We start from the raw sequence: 25,371 nt of genomic DNA on the forward strand, positions 1-25,371 counted from the left end.
GGGGCATCTCGACTTCGCTCGATGCGAACGGATCAGGTTGGGCTCACGTCCACTTCCGGTCGATAGCCGCCAAAGAAAAAGGGCGCGGGAGTTTCCTCCCGCGCCCTCTTTCATGCCTCCGACCAGGATCAGAAGTCGTAGGAGACGCCAACCTTCAGGCGCCACACCGACGAGCTGACGTTGATCTGGTTGTCCGCCTTGAACGTCGTCAGACCGGTCGCGTTGGTGAAGATGTAGCGGCCCTGCGCGTCGACCCCGCTGACCGTCGCCAGATCCTGGCGGCCGGCGAAGTCGCGGCGACGCTGAACGTTCCAGTCATTGTCGAGGAAGTTCAGGAAGTTGTCCATGGTCGCGTAGAGCTTGATCTTGTCATTCTTGCCGAAAAGACGGCCGGGGCCGGGGATTTCCTGCGAGAAGGACAGGTCGACGTCGAAATACCAGTCGTTCGAGCAGGTATTACGCGGGATCGACCGGCCGATATACTTCTTCGCGCAGCCGAGCGTGTTGGCGAAGTCCGCCAGGCTCTGCACTGCGGCCATGTTCGACGTCGGCGAGACGTTCGGGTCCGTGATTCCCGTCGGCAGATAGATCAGCGCATTGTCGCTACCCGATACGCTGTCGCCGAACACCGAGCTGCCCGAGAAGGTCAGGCTGTACGGGCGGCCCGAGCGGCCCACGAAGCTGATGCCCAGGCGGGTGCTGAGGTCATCGAAGAATTCCTCGCGGAAGTTCAGCTGCGACGTGATGTTGTGCTTGCTCGAGAAGAAGCCGCGCGATTCGGCGGGGTTCTGACGGTCGAACGCGGCGGTGTTGTCATAGTTCGACCCTGCGGTCGAATTGTACATGTTCCGGCGATCGTGCGCGTCGGTGTAGGCATAGCCGAGGCTGAAGAACACCGAGCCGTTTTCCGTGAACAGGCCGTGCTCGAAATTCTTCGACAGCACGAACGACGCGATCTGGCTGGTGTAGCCCGCCGAGTTGGTTAGCTGCAGTTCGTCGTCGCGCTGCGTGTTGAAACACGCCGCGTTGACGCCCGTGTAGGTCGGCGTCGGGTTGGCGCCCGTGAACACCGCCGTACAGCCCGCCACCGTCGGATCGATCGCCTGATAGATCGGGCGACCATCGATGGTGAAGCCGTTCAGGCCCTTGCGGATGTCGGGAACCTGCGAGAGGTCGACGATCGTGTAGGGGTTTTTGAACTTGCTGTAGATATAGTCGAGGTTGAGGTTCCAGCCGCTGAAGAAGCCCGATTCAGCGAAGTTCAGCTCCGACTGGAAGCCGATGTTGGCGCGCAGCACCGTCGGCGCCTTGATGTCGGGGCTGACCGACTGGGTGTCGCCCAGACCCGCCGCGGCGGTCGCGATGCCGTCGGCCGCGATACAGGCGGGAACGCCGGTGAACTGGCCGTTGGTGAGCACGCTGATCTGGCCGGTCGGGCAGTTCGCCGACTGCGTCGTTCCCTGCGCGAACCCGCGGCCGTCGTTCTGGAAGGCGTTGCCGAACCACACGAGCGGGTCGCCGCCCGAGAAGATGCCGACGCCGCCGCGCAACTGCGCCCGCGAGAAGACCGCAAAATCGTTGAGGTCATAGGTCAGCGCGAGGCGCGGCATGATCACCGGGGGCAGGCGGCTGAAGCCGATCGCGTTGGTGATGCCATAGCGGCGGAAGAACTGCGGGTTGTGCTTCGGCGCACCGCCGTCGTACCAGTCGGCGCGGACACCGATGACCGCGTTCAGCTGGTCGTTGATCTCCCATTCGTCCTGCGCATAGATCGAGTAGAGCTCGCGCTTGAACGCCGCAGCCGCGTCGTTGATGTCGCCGGTCGAGGAGAAGTTGCCGAACGCACCCTCGACCGCGCCGCTGACGACGTTCGCCGGCGAGTTGGTCGTGTTGTTGTTGCCCGTGCCCGGCGACAGCAGGCCGGCGCGCAGGTCGGCGATGCTGCGGAAGTTCAGCGTACCCGTGGCGTTCTGGACGAACAGGTTGAACAGGTTCGCATGGTTCCATTCGAACCCGAACTTCAGCTTGTGGCTGCCGAGGTCGACCTTCGCCACCGCGCGATACTGGTCGACCGTCGTGCGCAGGTCGTTCGCCGAGCGCGAGAAGCCCGGACCGACTTCGACGGCGCCGTCGGGCGTGGTGCCCGGATTGTCGATGCCGACGATGATGCGCGGGATCGGGTTGGCCGACTGGGCCTCGCCGCCGCCGACCGGATCCTGGAGATCCTGCACTTCCGAACGCGAATACCGCAGTTCGGTCGAGAAATTGTCGGTCCACTGCGAATAGAGGCGGCCCGAATAATAGTCCGAAACCGTCCCGCTCTTGTAGAAGGTGTTCAGGCCGACGATCGTGTTCGCAAAGGTGCCGGTGGTTGCCAGATCGTCGGGACGAACCGTGCTTTCCTCGAGGCGCTGGTACGTCGCTTCCAGACGATGCTGGTCGTTGATCTGAAGGTCGGCACGGACGAAATAGCGGTCGTTCTTGAACGGACGGTTGGTGACGATCGGGCCCGATTCGATCTTGTACACGTCGCGCAGGATCTGGGTGATTTCGTTGAACTGGGCGACCGAGACGCCCGGCGTTTCAGTGGTGAACCCGCCGCCGTTCGGACCTTCGTCCTGCGACTGGCCGGCTTCCTGATGCTCATAGGCGCCATAGATGAACAGGCGATCCTTGATCACCGGACCGCCGAGATAGGCGCCCCAGCGCTTGTCGGGCTTGATCGACACGACCGGGCGACCGGCGACATTGTCACCGCGCAGGTCCGAATTGGTATATTCGAAGAAGCCGCCGAAATGATAGTCGTTGGTGCCCGACTTGGTGACGACGTTGATCGCGCAACCGGTGAACTGGCCATAGTCGACGTCGAACGGCGCGAACTGGACCTGCGTTTCGCGGACCGCGTCATAGGGAATCGGGGTCGAACTGCGCGACGAGAAGCCGGTGTCGTTGAGGCCGTAGATGTCGCCCTGGCTGATGCCGTCGACGGTGAAGGCGTTGCCGCGGTCGTTGCCGCCAAGGCACGAGATGCGGTCCTGGCCCGAACCGCCGTCGTCGCGGTCGAGGCTGACGCGCGGGTCGAAGCGGATGACGTCGCGGACGTCGCGGTTGAACGAGGGAGCGCTGGTCAGCAACTCGCCGGCAAAGCTGGTGCCGGGGCCGACCGCGAGCTGCGTCACGCGGACGCGGCTGCCGGTGACGACGATTTCGCCGCCGCCCGACGACAGCGCGAAGGTAAGGTCGGTGCTACCCTGCAGGGTGGTGAAGATGTCCTGGAGCGTCTGGCCTTCGAACGAGTCGGCGTTGACGCTGACGCTGTACGGGCCGCCGGTGACGAGGCCGGTGGCGTTGAAGCGACCGTCGGAACCCGTGGTGAAGGTGCGCGTCGCGCCGGTGCGCGTGTCGGTGATGATGACGGTGGCGCCGCCGATCGGCGCGCCGGCGTCGTCGTTGACCTGGCCCTGGATGCCGGTCGTGATCTGCTGCGCCTGGGCGGGCGCCGCGACGACGGTCGCGACGCTGATCGCCATCAGGCTGGCCGCGATCGAATAACGAAGTTTCATGTCAGGATGTCCCCTTTGGTAGCAGTCGGCAGACGCGCGACAAAGGGCGCCCCTGACCTGCGAGCGCCCCTGAAGCCCGCATGTGGCACGATTGTGACAGCAATTGTGACAGTGCAAGCCGGGAGGGGGGGCGCGGCCGGTGAAAGGCTAAAAAAGCGCGAATTTGCGTGGCCCAAGCCAAACTATCCACAGGGCAGGCGGCTTTTTTTTGGCGGACTGTTGCTGCAATGCAACAAAAAGGGGCGCCGTGCGTTGCGCGCGGCACCCCGTCATGTCCGGAAAAGGCGGTCGCGACTCAGGCGGCGTCGCCGGCTTCCTTCGCCTTGTCGGCATAGACGCGGACCGGATCCTTGCGGCCCTCGACGACGTCCTTGTCGACGACGATCTCGACCACGTCGGTGAGATCGGGCAGGTCGAACATCGTGTCGAGCAGGATCGCCTCGACGATCGAGCGGAGGCCGCGCGCGCCGGTCTTGCGTTCGATCGCCTTCTTGGCGACCGCGATCAGCGCGTCGTCGGTGAAGGTCAGCGACACTTCCTCGAGGTCGAACAGTTTCTTGTACTGCTTGACCAGCGCGTTCTTGGGCTCGCCCAGAATCTTGACCAGCGCGTCGATGTCGAGATCCTCGAGCGTCGCGATGACCGGCAGACGGCCGACGAATTCGGGGATCAGGCCGAACTTCAGCAGATCCTCGGGCTCGATATTCTTCAGGACCTCGCCCGCGCGGCGTTCGTCGGGGCCGGCGACATGCGCGCCGAAACCGATCGACTTGCCCTGCAGGCGGTCGCCGATGATCTTTTCGAGGCCGGCGAAAGCGCCGCCCGCGATGAACAGGATGTTCGTCGTGTCGACCTGCAGGAATTCCTGCTGCGGATGCTTGCGGCCGCCCTGCGGCGGAACGCTGGCAGTCGTGCCTTCCATCAGCTTGAGCAGCGCCTGCTGGACGCCTTCGCCCGACACGTCGCGGGTGATCGACGGGTTTTCGGCCTTGCGGCTGATCTTGTCGATCTCGTCGATATAGACGATGCCGCGCTGTGCCTTTTCGACATTATAGTCGCTGGCCTGGAGCAGCTTGAGGATGATGTTCTCGACATCCTCGCCGACATAGCCCGCCTCGGTCAGCGTCGTCGCGTCGGCCATGGTGAAGGGCACGTCGAGGAAGCGCGCGAGCGTCTGCGCGAGCAGGGTCTTGCCGCTGCCGGTCGGGCCGACGAGCAGGATGTTCGACTTCGCAAGCTCGACATCCTCGCCCCGGCCCGAGTTGGCGAGGCGCTTGTAATGGTTGTGGACCGCGACCGACAGCACGCGCTTGGCCTTGTTCTGGCCGATCACATAGGCGTCGAGATGCTGGCAGATTTCCAGCGGCGTCGGCACCGCGCCGTCCTTGCGCGCGGCGACCCCGCCCTTGATCTCTTCGCGGATGATGTCGTTGCAAAGCTCGACGCATTCGTCGCAGATGAACACGGTCGGTCCGGCAATCAGCTTGCGGACTTCGTGCTGCGACTTGCCGCAGAAGGAGCAGTAAAGAGTGCTCTTGCTGTCCGAGCCGCTCAATTTGGTCATATAATATCCTCTGGCGGACCCAGATGGGGCGCCGATTCCTTTATCCTAATCCCCGTCCACCCAATTACAATATGGCAATTGGGTGACATGGGTACAATGTCCGGTCTGGCACAGGTCGGCGAAAGAGCCGTCAAGAAACGCGGTTACCGACGGGGCTGCGTTTCTCGATCCGGGCGCGCCGCCCGTCGATCAGGGCGTCGGGCCTTCGCTGATTTCCTTGGGCGCCTCATCGCCGGGCAGGCCCGGGCGGCGGTCGTACACATGGTCGACCAGACCGAACGCCTTGGCTTCGTCGGCCTCGAGGAAGGTGTCGCGGTCCATCGCCTTCTCGATCTCTTTCAGCGACTTGCCGGTATATTTGACATAGAGGTCGTTCATCCGCTTGCGAATGCGCAGGATTTCCTTGGCCTGGATCTCGATGTCCGACGCCATGCCGCGCGCGCCGCCCGACGGCTGGTGGATCATCACGCGCGCGTTGGTCAGCGCGACGCGCATCCCGGGCTCGCCCGCGGCGAGCAGGAAGCTGCCCATCGAGGCGGCCTGACCGATGCACACGGTGCCGACGCGCGGGCGGATGTACTGCATCGTGTCGTGGATCGCCATGCCCGCCGTGACGACGCCGCCCGGCGAGTTGATATACATATAGATGTCCTTCTTCGGATTCTCCGATTCGAGGAACAGGAGCTGTGCGACGATCAGCGAGGCCATATTGTCCTCGACCTCGCCGGTGACGAAAACGATCCGTTCGCGCAGCAGGCGCGAGAAAATGTCGAAGCTGCGTTCGCCGCGGCTCGTCTGTTCGACGACGACGGGAACAAGGGCGGCCAGCGGATCGATCATCGGGATTAAGTCCTTACATTTATCGGGTTGCCGCGCCGAGGACCGGCGGGCTGCCCCTCCGTCGCCCTACATCGGCGGCAAGGCGGAGCGTTTCAAGGGGGCAAATTGTGGGGACACGGATTGCGGTGTGTCGCCGCTATGTCGGCTGCGGACTGCGGAGCTGTCTTTCCATGCTCGTCATGCCGAAACAAGTTCAGGGTGACGATATTCTGCGCGTCCGCAATTGACCAAAAGGGAGCGCGGGACACCAACCCGAAAAAGAAAGGGGCAGGAATGACCCGCCCCTCTTGCCTTGTCGCCGGTGCGGCGATCAGTCGCCTTCGCCGGGCTCGGCGGAAAAATGGTTCTCGTACTTGCCCTCGACGCCCTTCCATTCGTCGGCGTCGGCGGGGCTGTCCTTCTTGACCGTGATGTTCGGCCATTCGGCGCTGAACTTGCTGTTCACTTCCAGCCACTTTTCGAGGCCGCTTTCGGTGTCGGGCAGGATCGCCTCGGCGGGGCATTCGGGTTCGCACACGCCGCAGTCGATGCACTCGTTCGGGTTGATGACGAGCATGTTCTCGCCCTCATAGAAACAGTCGACGGGGCAGACCTCGACGCAGTCCATATATTTGCACCGGATGCAGGCGTCCGTCACAACATAGGTCATGGGCTTTTGCTCCCTTGGCCGGCGGCACCCTTGCCGTCCGGATGATCGTTCGACCCGCCTCTATGCCGCGCGAACGCGGTGCGTCAACGCAAAGCGACAGTTGCGAATCACTCTCATTCTGTAGGCCAGCGCCGCCGGTTTCGGGCGACAGCTTTTCCTTCGCCGCCGATAGCTCAGATGGAGGCGGCCGGTGCTCCCGCGTCGAGCCGGATATAGCAAGCCTGCGCTTCGGGCGCGGGGCCGCGGCGCCCGGGGAGGGTGAGGAGGCGGATCACCTCGATGCGTTCGCCGACGGGCAATACCAGCGTCGCGCCCGCATGGACCGAGGCCGAGGGGCGGGTGATGCGGCGGCCGTCGAGGCGGATATGCCCCGCCGTCACCATCGCCTGCGCGATGCTGCGCGAGCGGGCGAACCGCAGGTACCAGAGCAGCTTGTCGAGCCGGATGCTTCCTGCGGCGCCGGGACTGGCCATCGGCGCGCCGTCAATCCTTGCGCACGTCGGCGAGCAGCGCGGCGAGGCCCGCGAACGGGCTGTTGGGCGACGGGCCGCGCCGTTGCGGGCGGTCGGGGCGCGGCGAGCGCGGCGCGGCGTTGGCGGGGGCCGGGCTTCCGTGCTTCTGGCCGGGCTTCTGACCATGCTTCGGTCGCCGGCCGGCGCCCGACTTGGCGTGCGAGCGCTCTGCCTTGCCCTTGTTGGCGGCAGGGGCGTTTTCGTGCGGTTGCCCCTTGCCATGCTTGCGGCGCTGGCGCTTGTCGGGATGCTTGAGCCCCGCCCAGCGCCAGCGCTGCAGCGCAGGGTCGCCGACGGTGCGGAAGCCGAAGCTTTGCAGCAGCGCGCGGCGCGTCTCCTCGTCAAGGCCCAGCGAGGTGGCGAGCGCGGGGTCGATCGCGAACCCCGGCGGCAAGGCGGCGGCGGCGTCGTGGCCGTCGTCGGGATGGTGCGCGTCATGATGGTCGTCGGCGCCCGCGCGCGCCTTGCCGGGGATCGCCGTCGCCTGGATGCGCGCGGCGTGCGCCTGGCGCGCCAGCCGCTCGGCCATGTCGATGCGCAGCCAGCCCGAGGCGCAGCGGCGGAAGCCCGCGATGCGCAGGCCCGTATGGCTGCCGGTCTTCTGCAAGACCGCGCCCTGCGGCGGCAGGGCGGGAATCGTCTCGCCGTGCTGCGCGGCGAGCAGCGCGGCGCGCCAGCGCACCGCCTCGGGCTTCAGAAGCTGGTGGTGGAAGATGTCGAGCGAGCCGATGGTGAGGCCGAGCTTGCGGAGCTGCGGCCGCTCCTCGGCGCTCATCGCCTCGAGCTGCGCCTCGACCGAAGCGCGCGGGACGGTGCCGCCGCCGTCGACGAGCGCCGCGAGCAGCGCGCGGACGCGCGGCGGGGTGAAGAGGTCGCCCGCCGCCTCGCCCATCGCGGCGAGCGGCCCCGCGTGGCGCGCAAGCTGCTGCGCGACGAACATCTGCAGCCGCTCGGAAATCGCCTGAACCTGTTGCGGCTCGAGGCGGCGCAGCGATGCGTCGATATGGATCGCGGGCTGGACCAGCGTCGGCCCGCGCGCAAGCGTCGCGACGACATGGCCGTGCCAGGCTAGGCGCGGCGCCGCGCCGGCTTCGCTGACGAGCGACAGCGCATTATCCTCGCCCGCCGCCAAGGTCGCGGCGCGGCGCGACAGTTCACCGCGCAGATGTTTCTCGGCCGCCGCGAGCAGCAGGCGGTGGTCGCTCGCGCGGGCGCGCGCATCGACCTTGAACGAAAAGCCCTTGAGCGTGCCGATCGGCTCGCCATCGACCGCAACGGTGCCGTCGGCAGCAACCGCGACGGGAAGCGAGGCGTGGCGTTGCCCGGCATCGCGGATCAGCAGCGCGAGGCGGCGGTCGACGAACCGCTGCGCGAGCGCGGCGTGGAGCGCGTCGGAGAGGCGCGATTCAAGATCCTGCGTCCGCTCGGTCCATCCGGCGCCGCCCGCGATCCAGTCGCCGCGCTGCGCGATGAAGCAGAGCGTGCGCACCGCGGCGATGCGGCTCGCGAGCTGGTCGATGTCGCCGTCGGTGTCGTCGAGCCGCGCGAGGCGTTTGGCGAACCAGTCGGGATCGATCATCCCGTCGCCGCCCGTCCGCCATTGCCAGAGCCGCAGCACGGTGCGGCTGTGATGCTCGGCGCCCAATTGCTCGAAATCGGGAAGGCCGCAGACGTCCCACAGGCGCGCGACCGCCTCGGGCTCGTGTCCCCGCATCCGCACTTCCATGTCGCCGGCAAGATGCTTCAGGACCGCGATATCGACCGCCTCGGGCGCGGGGCGCAATGTCGGCTGCCCCGGCGGCTGCGCAAGATCGGCGAGCAGCACGTCGAGCGTGTCGTAGCGCGGGGTCGGGTTGCGCCAGAAGAGGCTGCCGAGCGGCGGGAAATGATGTCCCTCGATCGCCAGGATTTCCTCGGGCGTGAAGCCGCCCTGCGGCAGGCCGACGGTGCCGAAACTGCCGTCCTGCTGGTGCCGTCCGGCGCGCCCCGCGATCTGTGCCATTTCGGAGACCGTCAGGCGGCGGAGGCGGCGTCCGTCGAATTTCTGCAGGCTCGCGAAGGCGACATGCTGGACGTCGAGGTTGAGCCCCATGCCGATCGCGTCGGTCGCGACGAGATAGTCGACCTCGCCCGCCTCGAACATCGCGACCTGCGCGTTGCGCGTCTTGGGGCTGAGCGCCCCCATGACGACTGCGGCGCCGCCCGAGAAGCGGCGGAGCATTTCGGCGATCGCGTAAACCTCCTCGGCCGAGAAGGCGACGATTGCCGAGCGCTTGGGCAGCCGCGACAGCTTCGATGGTCCGGCGTAGCTCAGGGTCGAGAAGCGCGGGCGGGTGATGATCTCGGCCTCGGGAACGAGGCTCCGGACCAGACCCCTGGTCGTCGCCGAGCCGAGGATCATCGTCTCCTCGCGCCCGCGCGCCCGCAGAAGGCGGTCGGTGAAGACATGGCCGCGCTCCGGATCGGCGCCGAGCTGGACCTCGTCGATGCCGACGAAGGCGACGTCGCGGTCGATCGGCAGCGCTTCCATCGTCCCGAGCAGGTAGCGCGCGCCCGGCGGCATGATGCGCTCCTCGCCCGTCACCAGCGCGACCTCGGCCGCGCCCTTGATCGCGACGACGCGGTCGTAAACCTCCCGCGCAAGCAGGCGCAGCGGGAAGCCGATCATGCCGCTGGCATGGGCGGTCAGGCGCTCGACCGCCAAATGGGTTTTGCCGGTGTTGGTGGGGCCAAGGACAGCCTTGACCGGGGTGGAAGAGAAAGACGTCATTGTCGTTGGCACCACGCTGACACGCTCGCGCCCGCCGCGCAACAGCCGATCGTCGGACGGTACGGGAGAGCGCGCATTTTTCCGCACGCGACACACCGCATCGCGCGGCCGCCACGGCCCACCGCAGGACTCCCGCGATGCCCAGCCATTAAATTGACTTTAACGACCTTTCTTTACAGACAGCGGGCCGAAAAGATCATTCGGCGGCCGGGTCAAAGGGAGGCCCGCCGAGCGGGGGTTGCATTTTTTGTTCCAGCGCCACGAACCCATATCGGGTCACGAGCCCATTGCCGGTATGTCCGGCAATACGGCCGTGCTGTCGATGGCGCAGGCGATTCCGTTTCGCCCGGCGCGCGCCGATCCAGAACCGCTGTCGTGGCGCGACCGGCTGGCGCATCTCGACCTTGTTCCCGACCTTGGCGCCGATATCGGTTCGCGGGACTGGTGGCGCGGCCTCGCGACGCTGACGCTGCTGTGCGGCGCCGCCATTTCGACCTTTCCCGGCGTCAAGCCGCTGTCGGTGCGGGCGCCCGCGCTCGACGCCGCCGATTTCAACGAAGCCCGCGCGCAGATGATCGTGCCGCTGGCATTCGGCGGCGACACCGGCCGCCACATGGCGGCGACCGACGCCGTCCGCCCGCTTGCCCAGACCCCCGAACGCCCGCAGATCGAACTGACCGCAACCTTGGGGGCCGGCGACAGCTTCGCCCGCGTCCTCGAACGCTCGGGCGTCGGCGGCGGCGACGCGCAGGCGATCGCGGCGCAGGTTTCGAGCGCCGTTCCGCTTGCCGACATCGCCCCGGGCACGCGCGTCGACCTGATCCTCGGCCGCCGCGCCGCGCGCACGATGCCGCGCCCGGTCGACGCGCTCGCGATGCGCGCGCGCTTCGACCTGCGGATCGAGATGGAACGCGAGGGCGGCCGCCTCGTCATGCGCCGCATCCCGATCGCGGTCGATTCGACCCCGCTGCGCATCCGCGGCACGGTCGGCGGCAGCCTCTATCGCTCGGCGCGCGCCGCGGGCGCGTCGCCCGAGGTGATCCAGTCGTACCTCCGCGTCATCGGCCGCCAGATTTCGGTGGGCAGCGACATACGGTCGAGCGACCAGTTCGACATCATCGTCGAGCATCGCCGCGCCGAGACGGGCGAAAGCGAGACGGGCAAGCTGCTCTACGCGGGCCTCGTCCGCGGCGGCAAGGCGAAGCTGTCGATGATCGAATGGACTGTCGAGGGCCGCACCCAATGGTTCGAGGCGTCGGGCGTCGGCGAACGGCGCGGCGGCATGGTCCGCCCGACGAACGGGCGCGTCACCTCGACCTTCGGGATGCGCCGCCATCCGATTCTCGGCTATCGCCGGATGCACAGCGGCCTCGATTTCGGCGGCGGTTATGGCGCGCCGATCTATGCCGTGAACGACGGCTTCGTCACCATCGCCGGTCGCACCGGCGGCTTCGGCAATTATGTCAAGCTCAGCCACGGCGGCGGTCTCGGCACCGGCTATGGCCATATGAGCCGCATCGCGGTGCGCCCCGGCCAGCACGTCTCGCGCGGGCAGGTGATCGGCTATATCGGGTCGAGCGGCCTGTCGACCGGCCCGCACCTCCATTACGAAGTCTATCGCAACGGCGTCCCGGTCAATCCGATGTCGGTCGCTTTCGTGACCCGCGCGCGGCTCGAGGGGCAGGCGCTCGCCAACTTCCGCGCGCGCATCCGCCAGCTGACCTCGGTCGCGCCGGGCGCCGCGATGTCGGCGGTCGTGGCGAAGCCTGCCGAGGGCCCCAAGCTCGGTTCGCTCGCCGACGTCGCAGAGAAGCGGGCCGGCGGCGGCATCTGACGGCGCGCCGCGCGCACCAATATCCATTTGCCCTCCGCTTCCGCGCCGCTATGCACGCGGCATGACCCACGCCCCCTTTCCCGATCTCCGTCTCCGCCGCACGCGCCGCACCGGCTGGAGCCGGGCGATGGTGCGCGAGCATCATCTGACCCCGTCGAACCTGATCTGGCCGCTCTTCGTCTGTCCCGGCGATGGCGCCGAGGAGCCGATCGCGAGCCTGCCGGGCGTGTCGCGCTGGTCGGTCGACCGGATCGTCGACCGCGCGAAGGAAGCCGCCGCCGCCGGCATTCCGTGCCTCGCGCTCTTTCCCTACACCGAGCCCGCGCTGCGCCGCGAGGACGGGGCGGAAGCGCTCAATCCCGGCAATCTGATGTGCCGTGCGACCGCCGCGATCAAGCAGGCGCTGGGCGACGAAATCGGCGTGCTCACCGACGTCGCGCTCGACCCCTATACCAGCCACGGTCAGGACGGGCTGATCGGCGACACCGGCTATGTCCTCAACGACGAGACGGTCGAGGTGCTGGTCGGGCAGGCGCTGAACCAGGCGCGCGCGGGCGCCGACATCATCGCGCCGTCGGACATGATGGACGGCCGCGTCGGCGCGATCCGCGAGGCGCTGGAGACCGAGGGTTTCGGTGATGTCCAGATCATGAGCTATGCCGCCAAATATGCCTCGGCCTTCTACGGTCCGTTCCGCGATGCGGTCGGCTCGCGCGGGCTGCTCAAGGGCGACAAGAAGACTTACCAGATGGACCCGGCGAACGTCGAGGAGGCGCTGCGCGAAGTCGAGCAGGATCTCGCCGAGGGCGCCGACAGCGTGATGGTGAAGCCCGGTCTGCCGTATCTCGACGTCGTGCGCGCGGTGAAGGAGCATTTTGCCGTGCCGGTCTATGCCTATCAGGTGTCGGGCGAATATGCGATGATCGAGGCGGCCGCCGCCGCAGGCGCGGGCGATCGCGATGCGCTGGTGCTCGAAACCCTGCTCGCCTTCCGCCGCGCGGGCGCGTCGGGGGTGCTGACCTATCACGCGCTGCATGCGGCGCGGCTGCTCGGCGCATGATCGAGACCGCGCGGCTGGTCATGCGGTCGTGGCGCGACGAGGATGTCGCGCCCTTTCAGGCCATTTGCAGCGATCCCGATGTGATGGCGACGCTCGGCCCGCCGCTCGACAGGGACGAGACAGCGGCGCTGATCGGGCGCGTCCGCGCGATCGAGGCCGAGCATGGCCACACCTTCTGGGCGCTTGAACGCAAGGAGGACGCGCGGTTGATCGGCTGGTGCGGGGTGATCCGCGGCAGTGCGGGCCCGGTCGCGGGCAAGGCCGAACTCGGCTGGCGGCTCGCGCGCGACGCCTGGGGTGCGGGCTATGCGAGCGAGGCGGCGCGCGGCGCGGCGGACTGGGCGCTGGCGCATCTTCCCGACGACGATCTCTGGGCGATCACCTGGGAAGGCAATGTCCGCAGCCGTGCGGTGATGGAGCGGCTCGGCATGGCCTATCGCGCCGGGCTCGATTTCGATCATCCGAAGCTGGCGGCGGGCGATCCGCTGCGCCGGCATGTCACCTATTCGATGGCGAGGACCAAGGCCGCAGCATGACGAACCGCGACGTATCGAGCCCGCGCCGCTGGCTGTTCGTGCTGACGATCCTCGTCGGCAGTTTCCTGTTGTTCCTCGTCCAGCCGATGGTCGCGCGCATGGTGCTGCCGCGGCTCGGCGGAGCGCCCGCGGTGTGGAACAGCGCGATGCTCGTCTATCAGGCGCTGCTGCTCGGCGGCTATGCCTATGCGCACTGGCTCGGCCGTTTTGCGGTCCGGCGGCAGGCGGCGGTCCATGTCGCGCTGCTCATCGTCGCGGCGCTGTGGCTGCCGATCGGCATTGCGAGCCTTGCGCCGCCCGCGCCGGGGCAGGAGGCGCTTTGGGTGCCGCTGCTGCTGCTCGCCTCGATCGGTCCCGTCTTCTTCGCGGTGTCGGCGCAGGCGCCGCTGATGCAGCGCTGGTTCGCCGCCGACGCGCGCGCGGGCGATCCCTATTATCTCTATGCGGCGTCGAACCTCGGCAGCTTTGCTGGGCTGATCAGCTATCCGGCGCTGGTCGAGCCCGCCATGCCGCTGGCGACGCAGAGCTGGCTGTGGACCGCGGGCTATGGCGTGCTGGTGCTGCTCGTCGCGGCAAGCGGCGCGGCGCGCTGGCGCGGCGAGGCGGTCCACGAGACCGAAGGCGTCGCTGCCGCCGAACCGCGCCCGACCCTGCGCCGCCAGCTCCACTGGCTGCTGCTCGCGGCGGTGCCTTCGGGCCTGATGCTGTCGACGACGACGCATCTCACCACCGACATCGTCGCGATGCCCTTGCTCTGGGTGCTGCCGCTCGGCCTCTATCTGCTGAGCTTCGTGATCGCCTTTTCGACCGCCGAGCGGCTGACGCAGATCTTCACGACGATCGCGCCCGCGGTACTGCTGTCGGTCGGCGGGCTCGCGTTGCTCAGCACCAGCGGGGGCACGATGCTCGTCGCGTTCGCGGCGCTTGCGATGCAGTTCATCGTTGCGGTCGCGCTGCACGGTTATCTCTATCATCTGCGCCCCGCAACGCAGCACTTGACGCTCTTCTATCTCGTCATGTCGGCAGGCGGCGTGCTGGGCGGCTTGTTCGCGGCGCTGTTCGCGCCGCTGCTGTTCGACTGGGTTTACGAGCATCCGCTGCTCGTCCTCGCCGCCGCGATGCTGCTGCCGCTGCCGGCCCTGTTCCCGTGGGACAAATGGGCGAAGCTGTCTCCCGCGACCGCGCGGACGATCGTCGCCGCGCTCATGGGGGTCGCCGCCTTCGCCTGCTGGAAGATGGTGCAATTGTGGCTCGGCCGGATCGAGGGCGAGGTTGCGATGTGGGGGGTCCTGCTCTTCGTCATCGGGCTGCTCGTGATCGGGTGGCGATGGGCCTTCGTCCTGGCGCTCGCGATGCTGATGCTGGGGGTCGGCGGCTGGGACACGCTCCAGGAAAGCTTTACCGGCAACCGCGTGCGCAGCTATTTCGGCGTCTATACGGTCACCGACTATCCCGCCGACAACCAGCGGCGGCTGGCGCACGGCACGACCTTGCACGGGCTCCAGCGCACCGACGCGCCGCACCGGCTCGAACCGACGACCTATTACGGGCACCAGTCGGGGGTCGGGCTGACCCTCGACAAGGCGGAGATGCTGGCCGGTCCCGATGCATCGGTCGGGCTCGTCGGTCTCGGCGCCGGGACGCTGTCCTGCTATCGCAAGCCCGGCCAGCGCTGGACGATCTTCGAGATCGACCCGGCGATGGCGGAGATCGCGCGCGACCCGTCCAAATTCACCTTCATCAGCGAATGCGCCGCCGACGTGCCGATCGTGATCGGCGACGCGCGGCTCCAGATCGCGAAACTGCCGCCGGCGCAGTTCGACATTTTGGTGATCGACGCCTTTTCTTCCGACGCGATTCCGCTGCATCTGCTGACCGCCGAGGCGATCGGCATCTATGCGCGCGCGCTGAAGCCGGGCGGGGTGCTGTTGATCCACATCTCGAACCGCTTCTTCGACCTCGAGCCGGTGCTGTCGACCGAGGCGCGGGCGCGCGGCTGGTCGGCGGCGATCCGGATGGATTCGAGCCCCGATGACGTGACCGCCCCCGAGGACATCGGCGTGCTGACCGGATCGAACTGGGTCGCCCTGACCGCGACGCCGGAACGCTTGCAACAATTGACGGGCGGACTGAAACCGCGCGAGGATTCGAAGGCCGACGGCGTTTGGGTGCCGCTCAAGCAACGGCCGGGCTTCCAGCGCTGGACCGACGATTATGCCTCTACCCTGCCCGTACTCCTGTGGGGCCATCTGATCGGAAACCGCGAATGACCTATAAAGACGTCAGCATCATCGCCGTGAACGGCAAGGCGCCGCAGATCGACCCCAGCGCCTTCATCGCGCCGGGATGCCGGATCATCGGCGACGTGACGATCGGCCCCGATGTCAGCATCTGGTACAATTGCGTGCTGCGCGCCGATGTCAGCCGCATCGTCGTCGGCGCGCGCTCGAACATCCAGGACGGCAGCGTCGTGCATTGCGACGGCCCGATGCCGCACCGGCCCGACGGGTACCCGACGATCATCGGCGAGGATGTGCTGATCGGCCACCTTGCAATGGTCCACGGCTGCACATTGGCGGATCGCGCGTTCGTCGGGCTCAAGGCGACGGTGATGAACGGCTGCGTGATCGGCAGCGACGCGATGCTTGCCGCGGGGGCGCTGCTCACCGAGCATAAGGAAATCCCGGGCCGCGAGCTATGGGCCGGATCGCCGGCCCGCCGGGTGCGCGAGATCGACGACGCGCAGGCCGCGGGAATGCAGATGGGGGTTGCGCACTATGTGCAGAACGGCCGCCTGCACAAGGCGGCGGTGGAAGGGTGAGTAAATCCTCCCTGTGGCGAAGCCATGGGGAGGGGGGCGCTGCGAAGCAGTGGTGTAGGGGCCGCAACGGTGCGCCGTCGCCCTCCGTCAGCCCTGCGCCGAAGGCGCAGTTTATCCTGAGCGACTGCCGCAGGCAGGCAGTCGAAGGGGGCTGCCACCTCCCCATCGCTTCGCGACAGGGAGGATTGTCAAATCAGCCCAAGTTGGCGTTCACCATCGCGTACAGCATCGGGATCGACAGCAGGGTGTTGGTCCGCGAAAAGATCATTGCGGTCTTGGCCGAGGCGGCCTTGGTCGCATCGTCCGCCTCGACGATGCCGAGCGCCTTCTTCTGGTTCGGCCAGATCACGAACCAGACGTTGAACGCCATGATCAGGCCCAGCCACATGCCCGCGCCGATCAGCTTGTACGGATCCTGGAAGCTCAGCGCCGGGATTGCATATTTGGCGTGGAAAGCGATGGCGAGGCCCAGCAGCACCGTGATCAGCGCCGCCCAGCGGAACCAGAAGAGCGCGGCGGGGGCGATATGCTTGCCCACCGCGGGTTTCAGTTCGGCCGGGATTTTCGGCATCGTCGGGATCTGGACGAAGTTGAAATAATAGAGCAGCCCGATCCAGAGAATGCCGAAGAAGGTGTGCAGCCAGCGCAGGATCGCGTTGCCCGCGGCGATCCCGTCCGCGAAATTCTGGCCGTTGAGACCGAGCATCAGGATGATCGCAAGTACGAGGCCCGCGCCCAGCACGGCGTGTAGATTACCGAAAAATTTGTCCATGATAGTCCCCCTCCATCCGTTTCGCCTCCGCGCGACCCGGAAGCGTGAAGGGGATATGCCAGCGAGTGGCGGCGGGCTCAAGCTTGCTTGTCGGCGCTCTCGGGAACCGCAAGGCCGTGCTTCAGCATCACCGGCACCTGCGTCAGCGTGAACAGGAAGGAAAGGGCGGTGACACCCCAGACCTTGATTGTCAGCCACAGGTCGAAGCTCATCTGTTTCGCCTGGATGAGCTCGTACATCACATGGTTGGCGACGCCGAGCGCGGCGAAGAACAGGCCCCAGTTGCGCGACAGCAGCAGCCAGCCGCCTTCGGTCACCCCCTCGAGCGCCGATTGCAGCAGATATTTGAGCATCGGCTTCTTGAGGAGCCAGCCGCCGAGCAACAGCGCCGCGAAGGCGGCGTAGATGATCGTCGGCTTCATCACGATGAAGCGCTCGTCGTGGAACCAGATGGTCAGCGCGCCGAAGCCGAGCACGAGGATGCTCGACATCCACAGCATCGGCGAAATGCGCCCGAGCTTCCACTTCGAAACGATCATCGCGACGATGATCGCCACCATGAAGGCGACGGTGCCCTTGATCGCGCCGGTGGTCGCCGCGAAGGCGCCGGTGCCGCCGGAGGAGAATTTATAGGTCAGGAAGAAGACGAGCAGCGGCCCGAAATCGATCGCGAAGTTGAGCCAGCCATGTTTGGCGGGCGGCGGCGCGGGGACCGGCTCGGGGCCGCCCGGAAGCTGGTCTATCTGTTCGCTCATCTTATGTTTCCGGCAATGATGCCCGCGATCTCGTCGGCGTCGAAGGGGCGCAGATCGTCGATCGTCTCGCCGATGCCGATGGCGTGGATGGGAAGGCCGTGGCGCTCGGCCGCGGCGACAAGAACGCCGCCGCGCGCGGTGCCGTCGAGCTTGGTCATCACGAGTCCGGTGACCCCCGCAACCTCGCGGAACACGTCGATCTGCGACAGGGCATTCTGCCCGGTCGTCGCGTCGAGGACGAGCACGACGTCGTGCGGCGCGGCGGGGTTCAGACGGCCGAGGACGCGCTTGATCTTGGCCAGCTCGTCCATCAGTTCGCGCTTGTTCTGCAGGCGGCCGGCGGTGTCGACGATCAGCACGTCGATGCCGGTCGCGGTCGCCTGCTTCACGGCGTCGAAGACGATCCCCGCGGCGTCGCCGCCCTCGGGCCCGGCCATGATCGGAATGCCGAGCCGTTCGGCCCAGACCTTCAATTGACCGATTGCGGCGGCGCGGAAGGTGTCGCCCGCGACGAGCATCACGCCATAATCCTGTTCCTGGAACAGGTGCGCGAGCTTGGCGATGGTGGTGGTCTTCCCCGATCCGTTGACGCCGATCACCAATATGACCTGCGGGCGGGGGAAGGCGTCGATATCGAGCGGTTCGGCGACGGGGCGCAGCACTGCGGCGATTTCCTCCGCCACCACCTTGCGCAGTTCGTCGGTGCCGTTCGCGGCCACGTCGCGGCGCTCGGACAGGCGATCGCGGATGCGCGCGGCCATGTTCGGGCCAAGATCGGCGGTGATCAGCGCATCCTCGATCCGGTCGAGATCGTCGTCGTCGAGCCGCGATTTGCCGGTGAGCCCCGACAGATTCTCGCCAAGCCGCTCCGACGTGCGCTTGAGACCGCCGAGCAGGCGTTCGCTCCAGCTGAGGCCGCTCATGCCGCGAGCATCCTGTCGCCGTCGCGCGCGGTCAGGCGGACCGGAACGATGCTGCCGGGCTCGGCGGGCGTCGTCAGCGTCAGCGGCGCGAAATTTTCGGCATGGCCGGTCAGCCCGTCGCGCTCGACGAGCATCGACGCGGTGCGGCCGACCTGTGCGTCGAGCCAGGCGGTGCGGCGGCGGGCATTGGCGTCGCGAAGCCTGGCCGCGCGTTCGCGGGCGATGGCGCGGCCGACTTGCGGCATCCGCGCCGCGGGGGTGCCGGCGCGCGGGCTGTACGGAAAGATATGGCCGAAGACGATGTCGCAATCGTCGATCAGGGCCATCGAATTGGCGAACATCTTTTCATCCTCGGTGGGAAAGCCGGCGATCAGGTCGGCGCCGATCGCGATGTCGGGGCGGGCGGCCCTGAGCCGTTCGGTCAGGCGCACGGCGTCGGCGCGGCGGTGGCGGCGCTTCATGCGGGTCAGCACCATGTCGTCGCCCGCCTGCAGCGACAGATGGACGTGCGGCATGATGCGCGCCTCCTGCGTGAGCAGCGCAAACAGCGCGTCGTCGATGCGGTCCGGGTCGAGCGACGAGAGGCGCAGGCGCTCGACGGGAAGCGTCAGCAAGGCTTCGACCAGCGCCGCGAGGCTGGTGCCGCTGTCGTCGCCATAGCTTGCAAGATCGACCCCGGTCAGGATGATCTCGCGCTGACCGCGATCGAGGGCGGTGCGCGCGGCTTCGATGACGGCCTCGGCCGTCGCGGAGCGGGCGGTGCCGCGCGCGAGCACGGTCGCGCAGAAGGTGCAGCTGTGCGAGCACCCCGTCTGGACGCCGAGGAAAGCGCGCGCGTGGTCGGCGCCGGAGAGGGCGGGTTGGTACGGTGCGGGTTTATCAAAAGTCATGTTCCCCCGCGAAGGCGGGGGTCCATCTCCCGCCGGTGCTATTTCGCGCCTCCCGGTGATGGGTCCCCGCCTTCGCGGGGACACGGTGGATTGATAACTCTCGGTCAGCCCCTTCGCATCGTTGCTCACCACCCGCGCGCCCATCGCGGCAAACGCATCGCGCTCCAGCTCCGCCGCGCATCCCGTCACCACGACCTCGGCCCCCGGCCGGTCGCGCAGCGCGCGCCGCACCGCCTGCCGCGCCTGCCGCACCGCTTCGTCGGTCACGGCGCAGCTATTGAGGACGATCGTGTCGCGCACACCCGCCGCCTTGGCTGCGGCGCGTATCGCCTCGCCCTCGGCGATGTTGAGCCGGCAACCGAAATTGACGACCTCGACGCGGTCGGCGAGCGTAACCGTCATCCGAAGCGCGTCCAGTCGGTCTCGCCGTCATAGACGCGCGTCGCGGCGCCGCTCATCACGATCGGCTCGCCGGGCGCCCAACGGATGATCAGGTCGCCGCCGGGCAGCGACACGGTGACTGGCGATTTGACCAGCCCGGCGCGGATCGCGGCCACCGCGGTCGCGCACGCCCCGGTGCCGCACGCCTGCGTCAGGCCCACGCCGCGCTCCCAGACGCGGAGCTGGAGCTGGTTCTCGCCGTCGAGGCTCGCGACATTGACGTTGACGCGCTCGGGGAACAGCGGATCGGTCTCGATCCGCGGGCCGAGTTCGTCGAGCGCGATCGCATCGGCCTCGGGCACAAAGAAAATGATGTGCGGATTGCCCACATTGACCGCGGCGCCATGTTCCAGCTCGTCCCACGCGACGGGCATGTCGCGCGTGTCCATCGGCATCGCGAGCGGGATATGCTCCCAGTCGAACACCGGTTCGCCTAGCACCACCTCGGCACCGCCATCGGCGGGGGTGACGCGCAGCATCCCGCCCAGCGTCTCGATCACCGAAGGTTCGCCAAGAAGCGTGGCGACACAGCGCGTCGCATTGCCGCACGCCTCGACCTCGCTGCCGTCGGCATTGAAGATGCGCATCTTCACATCGGCGCTTGTGGAGGGTTCGAGCAGGATGAGCTGATCGCACCCGATGCCGAAACTGCGGTCGGCGATCGCATGCGCGCGCGCCGGGGTCATCTCGACGGGACGCTCGCGCGCGTCGATGACGACGAAATCGTTGCCCAGCCCGTGCATCTTGGTGAAGCGGTCAGCCATAGCCGCGCATGTAAGGGCGCGGGGCCGGGAAGTCTAGCGACCTGGGTGCGTCAGGCGGTCTTGCGGAGCTGCTCTTCATCGCCGACGGGCGGCGGCGTCTGCGGCCGGGCGCTCTCGCGCAGCAGGCCGCGGTCGGCGAGCAGGCGCGCCGTGTCCGCGGCGGATGCCGCGCGGCCATAGTACCAGCCCTGGCCCTTCGAACAGCCGAGCCGGGTGAGTTCGATCGCGGTCGCTTCGTCTTCGACACCCTCGGCGGTGATCGGCATCGCGAGGCTTTCGCCGAGGCGGACGATCGCGACGACGATCGCCTGCGCGTCGGGGCTGCCGCGCATCGCGGCGATGAAGCTGCGGTCGATCTTGATCCGGTCGAACGGCAGCGCGCGCAAATGCGACAGCGAGCTGTAGCCGGTGCCGAAATCGTCGAGGCTGAGCGAGACGCCCTGATTCTTGAGGCTGGTGACGATCGAGCGGACGAGCGGGAGGTTTTCGAACAGCGAGCTTTCGGTAATCTCGACCTCGAGCTGGTTCGCGGGGAAGCCCGTCTCGACGAGCAGCTTGGTAAGCTTCTGGCTGAACCAGGGGTCTTTCAGCTGCTGCGGCGAAATGTTGACCGCGAGCACGATCGACGGATCCCAGCCCTTGGCGATCTCCATCGCGTCGCGGACGACGCGCAGCGACAATTCGCCGATCAATCCGCTTTCCTCGGCGACCGGGATGAAGCGTTCGGGCGGGATCAGGCCATATTCGGGCGATTCCCAGCGCATGAGCATCTCGAAGCCGAGCAGGCGGCCGCTGGCGATGTCGACCTGCGGCTCGAAATAGGGAATGAACTCGCCGCGCGGCATCCCGTCGCGGATGCCGGTTTCGATCTGGTTGCGGATCTGCACCGCCATTTCCATGCCCGCCTGGAACCAGCAGTGGCGGTTCCGCCCCTCGTCCTTGCAGTGATACATGGCGATGTCGGCCTGGCGAACCATCGTTTCCATCGTGATGCTGGCGTCGGTCGCGAGCGCGATGCCCAGCGACGCGCCGATCCGGATCTGCTGCGCATCATGCGCGACCGAATCCTCGAGCGCGGTGACCAGCGCCGCGGCCAGTGCGTCGATCTCGGCGCGCGCGACGGGCTCGAAGGGCAGCATTGCGACGAATTCGTCGCCGCCGAGCCGCGCCTTGGTCGCGGTAGGGGGCAGGATCTGGCTGATGCGTTCTGCGGCGACCTGCAGCACGCGGTCGCCCGCCGCGTGACCGTGGATGTCGTTGACGGTCTTGAAATGGTCGAGATCGAGCAGGAACAGTGCGACGTGGCGCCTTTCGCCGGTCGCCTCGGCGATCATCCGCTGCCCCTGCGCGAGCAGCGCGCGGCGGTTGAGGAAGCCGGTGAGCGGATCGGTGTCGGCGAGGTAGCGCGCGCGCTGTTCGGCCTCGGTGCGTTCGCGGATCTCGCGGTTCAGATCCTCGTAGCGGCGCCAGCCGAAGAGGATCAGCGCGATATTCAGGATCATCGCGGCGGCAAGCACCTTGTCCGGCCCGCCGCCGAGGCCGATGATCGTCTGCACGATCGACTGCATCACGCTGCCGCCGGTGCCGACGAACAGCAGGATCGCGGCGACGACGATCCCGCCGGCAAGCATGTCGCGCCGCGCGTCCTCGCTGCGGTCGCGCGCTTTCGGTTCTGCTGTCATGTAACCATTCCCACCCATCGCAGCCATAGTGGCGGCGAGCGGTGAAATTTGCGTTAAGTGCGAACCGACGCCGTGCTTGCCTTTCGCGGCCGTTTTGCGTAAAGGCGCCGCGTCCGGACGCATATTGCGGACGGGCAGATACGACATCCGCGACGGAAAACACTGTCCACGGATACCGCTGGTTGGCGAGGTTTCGCTCACCGGCGTGTTTTGCGTTGCGGTCGTCAGAAGGGACTTTTTAGGCGCATGTTCGACAGTCTGAGCAATCGGCTTGGCGATGTTTTCGGGAAGCTCCGCGGCCGCGGCGCGCTGACCGAGGCCGACGTGCGCGCGGCGATGCGCGAAGTGCGAATCGCCCTGCTCGAAGCCGACGTTGCGCTGCCGGTCGTCCGCAGCTTCGTCGATCAGGTTACCGAACTCGCGATCGGCCAGAATGTCCTGCGTTCGGTCACCCCGGGGCAGCAGGTGGTCAAGATCGTCAGCGACGCGCTGACCGAAATGCTCGGCTCCGAAACCGCCGAGCTCGACCTTGCCGTTACCCCGCCCGCCGTCATCATGATGGTCGGTCTGCAGGGCTCGGGCAAGACGACGACGACCGCGAAGATCGCCAAGCGGTTGAAGGACAAGGAGCGCAAGAAGGTGTTGATGGCGTCGCTCGACGTCAACCGCCCCGCCGCGCAGGAACAGCTCGCCGTCCTCGGCAGCCAGATCGACGTCGCGACGCTGCCGATCGTCGCCGGCCAGCAGCCGGTCGAGATCGCCCAGCGCGCACTGCAGGCGGCGAAGCTGCAGGGCTATGATGTCCTGATGCTCGACACCGCGGGCCGCCTCCACGTCGACCAGCAGCTGATGGACGAGATGCAGGCGGTGTCGCGCACGGCGAACCCGACCGAAACCCTGCTCGTCGTCGACAGCCTGACCGGTCAGGACGCGGTACAGGTCGCGCAGCGCTTCACCGATCAGGTGCCGCTGACCGGCGTCGTGCTCACCCGCATGGATGGCGACGCGCGCGGCGGCGCCGCGCTGTCGATGCGCGCGGTCACCGGCAAGCCGATCAAGTTCGCGGGCACGGGTGAAAAGCTCGACGGGCTCGAACTCTTCCAGCCCTCGCGCATCGCGGGCCGCATTCTCGGCATGGGCGACGTCGTCAGCCTCGTCGAACGCGCCGCCGAGACGATCCAGGCCGAAGAGGCCGAGGCGATGGCGAAGAAGATGGCGAAGGGGCAGTTCGACCTCGACGATCTTCGCACGCAATTGAACCAGATGCGCCGGATGGGCGGCCTCGGCGCGCTCGCCGGCATGATCCCCGGCCTCAAGAAGGCGCAGGCGGCGATGGCGGAGAGCGGCGCCAACGACAAGATGCTGATCCACTTCGACGCGATCATGGGATCGATGACGCCGAAGGAACGCGCGAAGCCCGAGATCATCACCGCGAAGCGCAAGATCCGTATCGCGAACGGGTCGGGGACGACGGTGCAGCAGGTGAACCGGGTGCTGAAGATGCATCAGGAAATGTCCACCGCGATGAAGAAGATCCGCAAGATGGGCGGCCTGAAAGGGCTTGGCGCGCTGTTCGGCAAGGGCGGCGGCATCCCCGGCATGGGTGGCGGCGGCATGGGCGGCGGCGGTGGCCTCGGCGGGCTGCCCGGGCTCGGCGGCGGGGCGATCCCGCCCGACCTCGCCAATCTGATCAACAAGAAGAAATGATTTCGACCAACTCTACTATTTGAACGTAAAGGAAAATATCATGGCTACCTCCATTCGCCTTTCGCGCGGCGGTTCGAAAAAGCGTCCCTATTACAAGATCGTCGTCGCCGATTCGCGCAGCCCGCGCGACGGCCGCTTCATCGAGCGCCTCGGCAGCTACAACCCGCTGCTCGCCAAGGACAATCCGGAGCGCGTGAAGCTCGACACCGAGCGCGCGGCGCACTGGCTGAGCGTCGGCGCGCAGCCGACCGATCGCGTTGCCCGTTTCCTCGACGCTGCTGGGGTCAAGGAACGTGCCGCCCGTAACAACCCGAAGAAGGCCGAGCCGGGCGAGAAGGCCAAGGAACGCGCCGAAGAAAAGGCCGCGAAGATCGCTGAGGCCGAAGAAGCCGCAGCCGCTGCCGCCGCCGCACCGGCTCCCGAGCCCGAAGCGGTCGAAGACGCCGCTCCCGCTGAAGACGTTGCCGCTCCCGAAGCTGCGGAATCGGATGCGACCGGGTCGGTGAAGAGCGAAGAAACCGCCGAAGCTGTCGCCGACGCGGTTGCCGACGAAGTTCCGGCCGACGCGACCGCCGCCGACGCGACCGCGATCGCCGAGGAAGTTGCTGAAGGCGGCCCGGTTGCCGAAGAAGCTCCGGCCGGCGAAGAAAAGGCCGAAGGCTAAGCCTTGGCCGACGCAAACCGCCCCGTCACCCTCGCCGCCATTGCCGGCGCGCACGGGGTGCGGGGCGAGGTGCGGCTCAAATTGTTCGGCGAAGGCGCGGAATCGCTCCGCGCCTTTTCCGTTTTCGACGCGGGCGGGCGAAAGCTGACGCTGAAGTCGGTCCGCCCCGTGAACCAGGGCGCGGTGGCGACCTTCGCCGAAGTGACCGACCGCAGCGCGGCCGAAGCCTTGCGCGGCACGGTGCTGACGGTTCCGCGCTCGGCGCTGCCGCCGCTTGGGGCCGGCGAATATTATCATCACGACCTGATCGGCCTGCCGTGCGTCTCGACCGACGGCGCCGCGATCGGCCATGTCGCGGCGGTCGAGAATTTCGGCGCTGGCGACATCCTCGAAATCGAGAAGCCCGCCGAACCCGGCAAGAAGCCCGTCCGCTTCATGGTGCCGATGAACGCGCGCGCGGTTCCGGCGTGGACCGACGATGGCGTGACCATCGACGCCGCATTCGTCGAGTAACGGACGCTCCTTTATTGCTCGTCATTCCGGACTTGATCCGGGATCCATCATCCAGCGCTGGCGGCAATGGACCCCGGATCGAGTCCGGGGTGACGAAGGAGTATGATTGTC

19 protein-coding genes and 1 pseudogene are annotated in these 25,371 nt (G+C 67.2%); 8 read left to right on the top strand and 12 right to left on the bottom strand.

Going from position 1 to position 25,371, the window contains the following annotated elements; translation table 11 throughout:
* Positions 1-128 precede the first annotated feature (128 nt).
* From J1N50_RS05395 to J1N50_RS05420, 6 genes are all read right to left on the bottom strand, one after another.
* A complete protein-coding gene (locus J1N50_RS05395) occupies positions 129-3,563 on the bottom strand; it encodes a TonB-dependent receptor (protein WP_215350765.1) in 3,435 nt (1,144 codons plus the stop codon).
* 295 nt (positions 3,564-3,858) lie between these two features.
* Entirely contained in the window at positions 3,859-5,127 is a 1,269-nt protein-coding gene (gene clpX, locus J1N50_RS05400) for an ATP-dependent Clp protease ATP-binding subunit ClpX (RefSeq protein WP_058455017.1), read from the bottom strand.
* A 189-nt stretch (positions 5,128-5,316) separates the two neighbouring features.
* Entirely contained in the window at positions 5,317-5,967 is a 651-nt protein-coding gene (gene clpP / locus J1N50_RS05405; protein ID WP_204991856.1) for an ATP-dependent Clp endopeptidase proteolytic subunit ClpP, read from the bottom strand.
* Between the two features lie 310 nt (positions 5,968-6,277).
* The gene (gene fdxA, locus J1N50_RS05410; protein WP_058455019.1) at positions 6,278-6,616 is read right to left on the bottom strand and encodes a ferredoxin FdxA; all 339 of its coding nucleotides are present in this window, start codon (positions 6,614-6,616) and stop codon (positions 6,278-6,280) included.
* A 173-nt stretch (positions 6,617-6,789) separates the two neighbouring features.
* Complete coding sequence (locus J1N50_RS05415) at positions 6,790-7,089, bottom strand: RNA-binding S4 domain-containing protein (protein ID WP_215350767.1); 300 nt, start codon at positions 7,087-7,089, stop codon at positions 6,790-6,792.
* A gap of 10 nt (positions 7,090-7,099) precedes the next feature.
* Complete coding sequence (locus J1N50_RS05420; protein WP_215350769.1) at positions 7,100-9,898, bottom strand: helicase-related protein; 2,799 nt, start codon at positions 9,896-9,898, stop codon at positions 7,100-7,102.
* A 295-nt stretch (positions 9,899-10,193) separates the two neighbouring features.
* On the opposite strand from J1N50_RS05420, the gene J1N50_RS05425 reads away from it, so the two are divergent.
* The 5 genes from J1N50_RS05425 to J1N50_RS05445 all read left to right on the top strand — a co-directional run bounded on the left by J1N50_RS05425 (position 10,194) and on the right by J1N50_RS05445 (position 16,149).
* On the top strand, positions 10,194-11,732 hold the full coding sequence (locus tag J1N50_RS05425) for a M23 family metallopeptidase (protein WP_215350771.1): 1,539 nt from the start codon (positions 10,194-10,196) through the stop codon (positions 11,730-11,732).
* Between the two features lie 61 nt (positions 11,733-11,793).
* Complete coding sequence (gene hemB / locus J1N50_RS05430; RefSeq protein WP_215350773.1) at positions 11,794-12,792, top strand: porphobilinogen synthase; 999 nt, start codon at positions 11,794-11,796, stop codon at positions 12,790-12,792.
* Positions 12,789-13,328 carry a GNAT family N-acetyltransferase gene (locus J1N50_RS05435; RefSeq protein WP_215350775.1) on the top strand — a complete coding sequence of 180 codons (540 nt, stop codon included), beginning with the start codon at positions 12,789-12,791 and terminating at the stop codon, positions 13,326-13,328. The genes hemB and J1N50_RS05435 overlap by 4 nt, the downstream gene beginning before the upstream one ends.
* Positions 13,325-15,598, top strand: coding sequence for a spermidine synthase (locus J1N50_RS05440; protein ID WP_215350777.1), 2,274 nt, complete (start codon positions 13,325-13,327; stop codon positions 15,596-15,598). The genes J1N50_RS05435 and J1N50_RS05440 overlap by 4 nt, the downstream gene beginning before the upstream one ends.
* Positions 15,595-16,149: a gamma carbonic anhydrase family protein gene (locus J1N50_RS05445; protein WP_215350779.1), complete on the top strand. Its 555-nt coding sequence runs from the start codon at positions 15,595-15,597 to the stop codon at positions 16,147-16,149. Before J1N50_RS05440 ends, J1N50_RS05445 begins: the two co-directional genes overlap by 4 nt.
* Before the next feature lie 193 nt (positions 16,150-16,342).
* Here the strand turns inward: J1N50_RS05445 and J1N50_RS05450 are convergent, their stop codons facing one another.
* The 6 genes from J1N50_RS05450 to J1N50_RS05475 form a co-directional block, all read right to left on the bottom strand.
* Positions 16,343-16,921: a urate hydroxylase PuuD gene (locus tag J1N50_RS05450; protein WP_215350781.1), complete on the bottom strand. Its 579-nt coding sequence runs from the start codon at positions 16,919-16,921 to the stop codon at positions 16,343-16,345.
* Positions 16,922-16,998: 77 nt separating this feature from the next.
* Positions 16,999-17,676, bottom strand: coding sequence for an inner membrane-spanning protein YciB (locus J1N50_RS05455; protein WP_215350783.1), 678 nt, complete (start codon positions 17,674-17,676; stop codon positions 16,999-17,001).
* Positions 17,673-18,599, bottom strand: coding sequence for a signal recognition particle-docking protein FtsY (gene ftsY / locus J1N50_RS05460; protein WP_215350785.1), 927 nt, complete (start codon positions 18,597-18,599; stop codon positions 17,673-17,675). Before ftsY ends, J1N50_RS05455 begins: the two co-directional genes overlap by 4 nt.
* Positions 18,596-19,891 carry a MiaB/RimO family radical SAM methylthiotransferase gene (locus J1N50_RS05465; protein WP_215350787.1) on the bottom strand — a complete coding sequence of 432 codons (1,296 nt, stop codon included), beginning with the start codon at positions 19,889-19,891 and terminating at the stop codon, positions 18,596-18,598. Before J1N50_RS05465 ends, ftsY begins: the two co-directional genes overlap by 4 nt.
* Entirely contained in the window at positions 19,888-20,694 is an 807-nt protein-coding gene (gene dapF, locus J1N50_RS05470; protein WP_204991846.1) for a diaminopimelate epimerase, read from the bottom strand. Before dapF ends, J1N50_RS05465 begins: the two co-directional genes overlap by 4 nt.
* Positions 20,695-20,744: 50 nt before the next feature.
* Positions 20,745-22,376 (bottom strand): putative bifunctional diguanylate cyclase/phosphodiesterase, encoded by a 1,632-nt coding sequence (locus J1N50_RS05475; RefSeq protein ID WP_215350789.1) that lies wholly within the window; start codon positions 22,374-22,376, stop codon positions 20,745-20,747.
* 246 nt (positions 22,377-22,622) lie between these two features.
* Here J1N50_RS05475 and ffh point away from each other — a divergent pair, with 246 nt between their 5' ends.
* The 3 genes and pseudogenes from ffh (at position 22,623) to rimM (ending at position 25,260) form a co-directional block, all read left to right on the top strand.
* Positions 22,623-24,083: a signal recognition particle protein gene (gene ffh / locus J1N50_RS05480; protein WP_215350791.1), complete on the top strand. Its 1,461-nt coding sequence runs from the start codon at positions 22,623-22,625 to the stop codon at positions 24,081-24,083.
* Positions 24,084-24,123: 40 nt separating this feature from the next.
* Positions 24,124-24,570, top strand: a pseudogene (rpsP, locus tag J1N50_RS05485) (30S ribosomal protein S16); the annotation flags it as partial.
* A 180-nt stretch (positions 24,571-24,750) separates the two neighbouring features.
* Complete coding sequence (gene rimM, locus J1N50_RS05490; RefSeq protein WP_215350795.1) at positions 24,751-25,260, top strand: ribosome maturation factor RimM; 510 nt, start codon at positions 24,751-24,753, stop codon at positions 25,258-25,260.
* Positions 25,261-25,371: the final 111 nt, after the last annotated feature.

Origin of the sequence: Sphingopyxis soli (genome assembly GCF_018682675.1) — a bacterium.
Taxonomy (GTDB): domain Bacteria; phylum Pseudomonadota; class Alphaproteobacteria; order Sphingomonadales; family Sphingomonadaceae; genus Sphingopyxis; species Sphingopyxis soli.

Bases quoted from the DNA above. Each gene is read 5' to 3' on its own strand.
- clpX (WP_058455017.1), bottom strand. From the start codon at position 5,127: ATGACCAAATTGAGCGGCTCGGACAGCAAGAGCACTCTTTACTGCTCC.
- fdxA (WP_058455019.1), bottom strand. From the start codon at position 6,616: ATGACCTATGTTGTGACGGACGCCTGCATCCGGTGCAAATATATGGAC.
- J1N50_RS05445 (WP_215350779.1), top strand. From the start codon at position 15,595: ATGACCTATAAAGACGTCAGCATCATCGCCGTGAACGGCAAGGCGCCG.
- J1N50_RS05395 (WP_215350765.1), bottom strand. From the start codon at position 3,563: ATGAAACTTCGTTATTCGATCGCGGCCAGCCTGATGGCGATCAGCGTC.
- ffh (WP_215350791.1), top strand. From the start codon at position 22,623: ATGTTCGACAGTCTGAGCAATCGGCTTGGCGATGTTTTCGGGAAGCTC.
- J1N50_RS05475 (WP_215350789.1), bottom strand. From the start codon at position 22,376: ATGACAGCAGAACCGAAAGCGCGCGACCGCAGCGAGGACGCGCGGCGC.
- ftsY (WP_215350785.1), bottom strand. From the start codon at position 18,599: ATGAGCGGCCTCAGCTGGAGCGAACGCCTGCTCGGCGGTCTCAAGCGC.
- J1N50_RS05455 (WP_215350783.1), bottom strand. From the start codon at position 17,676: ATGAGCGAACAGATAGACCAGCTTCCGGGCGGCCCCGAGCCGGTCCCC.
- J1N50_RS05415 (WP_215350767.1), bottom strand. From the start codon at position 7,089: ATGGCCAGTCCCGGCGCCGCAGGAAGCATCCGGCTCGACAAGCTGCTC.
- dapF (WP_204991846.1), bottom strand. From the start codon at position 20,694: ATGGCTGACCGCTTCACCAAGATGCACGGGCTGGGCAACGATTTCGTC.
- J1N50_RS05440 (WP_215350777.1), top strand. From the start codon at position 13,325: ATGACGAACCGCGACGTATCGAGCCCGCGCCGCTGGCTGTTCGTGCTG.
- J1N50_RS05425 (WP_215350771.1), top strand. From the start codon at position 10,194: ATGTCCGGCAATACGGCCGTGCTGTCGATGGCGCAGGCGATTCCGTTT.
- J1N50_RS05420 (WP_215350769.1), bottom strand. From the start codon at position 9,898: ATGACGTCTTTCTCTTCCACCCCGGTCAAGGCTGTCCTTGGCCCCACC.
- clpP (WP_204991856.1), bottom strand. From the start codon at position 5,967: ATGATCGATCCGCTGGCCGCCCTTGTTCCCGTCGTCGTCGAACAGACG.
- hemB (WP_215350773.1), top strand. From the start codon at position 11,794: ATGACCCACGCCCCCTTTCCCGATCTCCGTCTCCGCCGCACGCGCCGC.
- J1N50_RS05450 (WP_215350781.1), bottom strand. From the start codon at position 16,921: ATGGACAAATTTTTCGGTAATCTACACGCCGTGCTGGGCGCGGGCCTC.
- J1N50_RS05465 (WP_215350787.1), bottom strand. From the start codon at position 19,891: ATGACGGTTACGCTCGCCGACCGCGTCGAGGTCGTCAATTTCGGTTGC.
- J1N50_RS05435 (WP_215350775.1), top strand. From the start codon at position 12,789: ATGATCGAGACCGCGCGGCTGGTCATGCGGTCGTGGCGCGACGAGGAT.